Source organism: Oleiphilus sp. HI0061, from assembly GCF_001635675.1.
Map to the genome: position 1 here is coordinate 1 of NZ_LWFE01000499.1, position 707 is coordinate 707.

1 pseudogene is annotated in these 707 nt (G+C 45.1%); it reads left to right on the forward strand.

Features of this window, described 5'->3' with window-relative positions:
* Positions 1-707 (forward strand): annotated as a pseudogene (locus A3735_RS30410) (acetoacetate--CoA ligase); the annotation flags it as partial.

A 707-nucleotide genomic window follows, 5' to 3' on the forward strand; every position in this document is an offset into this window, starting at 1 on the left:
GCCTGCTTGATATTGCAGACGAAGAAGGTATCGATATTTTTGGGGCTAGTGCCAAGTATTACGCTGCCTGTGAGAAGTTTGGTCTGTCGCCGAAGCATAGCCACCAACTTGATAGCGTCGAAGCATTCTTATCAACCGGCTCCCCCTTGAGCCACGAAAGTTTTGAATATATTTACCGCGACATTAAGACGGACGTATGCGTCTCTAGTATTTCCGGGGGCACAGATATCATCTCTTGTTTTGCGCTAGGAAACCCGAATCTTCCAGTATACAAAGGTGAGCTTCAATGCATTGGCTTAGGGATGGACGTACAATTTTTAGATGATGATGGAACTAGCCTTACACAAGGAAAAGGAGAGCTTGTTTGTAAGCAAGCCTTCCCTTCCATGCCAACCGGTTTCTGGAATGACAAAAATAACGAAAAATACCAAAGCGCTTACTTTAAACGCTTTGACAACACATGGGCTCATGGGGACTACGGAGAGCTTATTGTCCACGAAGCAGATAATGGAACACCAACCCAAACCGGCGTAATCATTCACGGCCGCTCTGATGCAATCCTTAACCCTGGCGGTGTTCGAATAGGTACTGCTGAGATTTATCGTCAGGTTGAAAAGGTTGAGGAAGTGTTTGAGTCAATTGCTATCGGCCAAGAATGGCAAGATGATGTTCGTGTCATTCTCTTTGTTCGTTTACAAGAAGGTTTA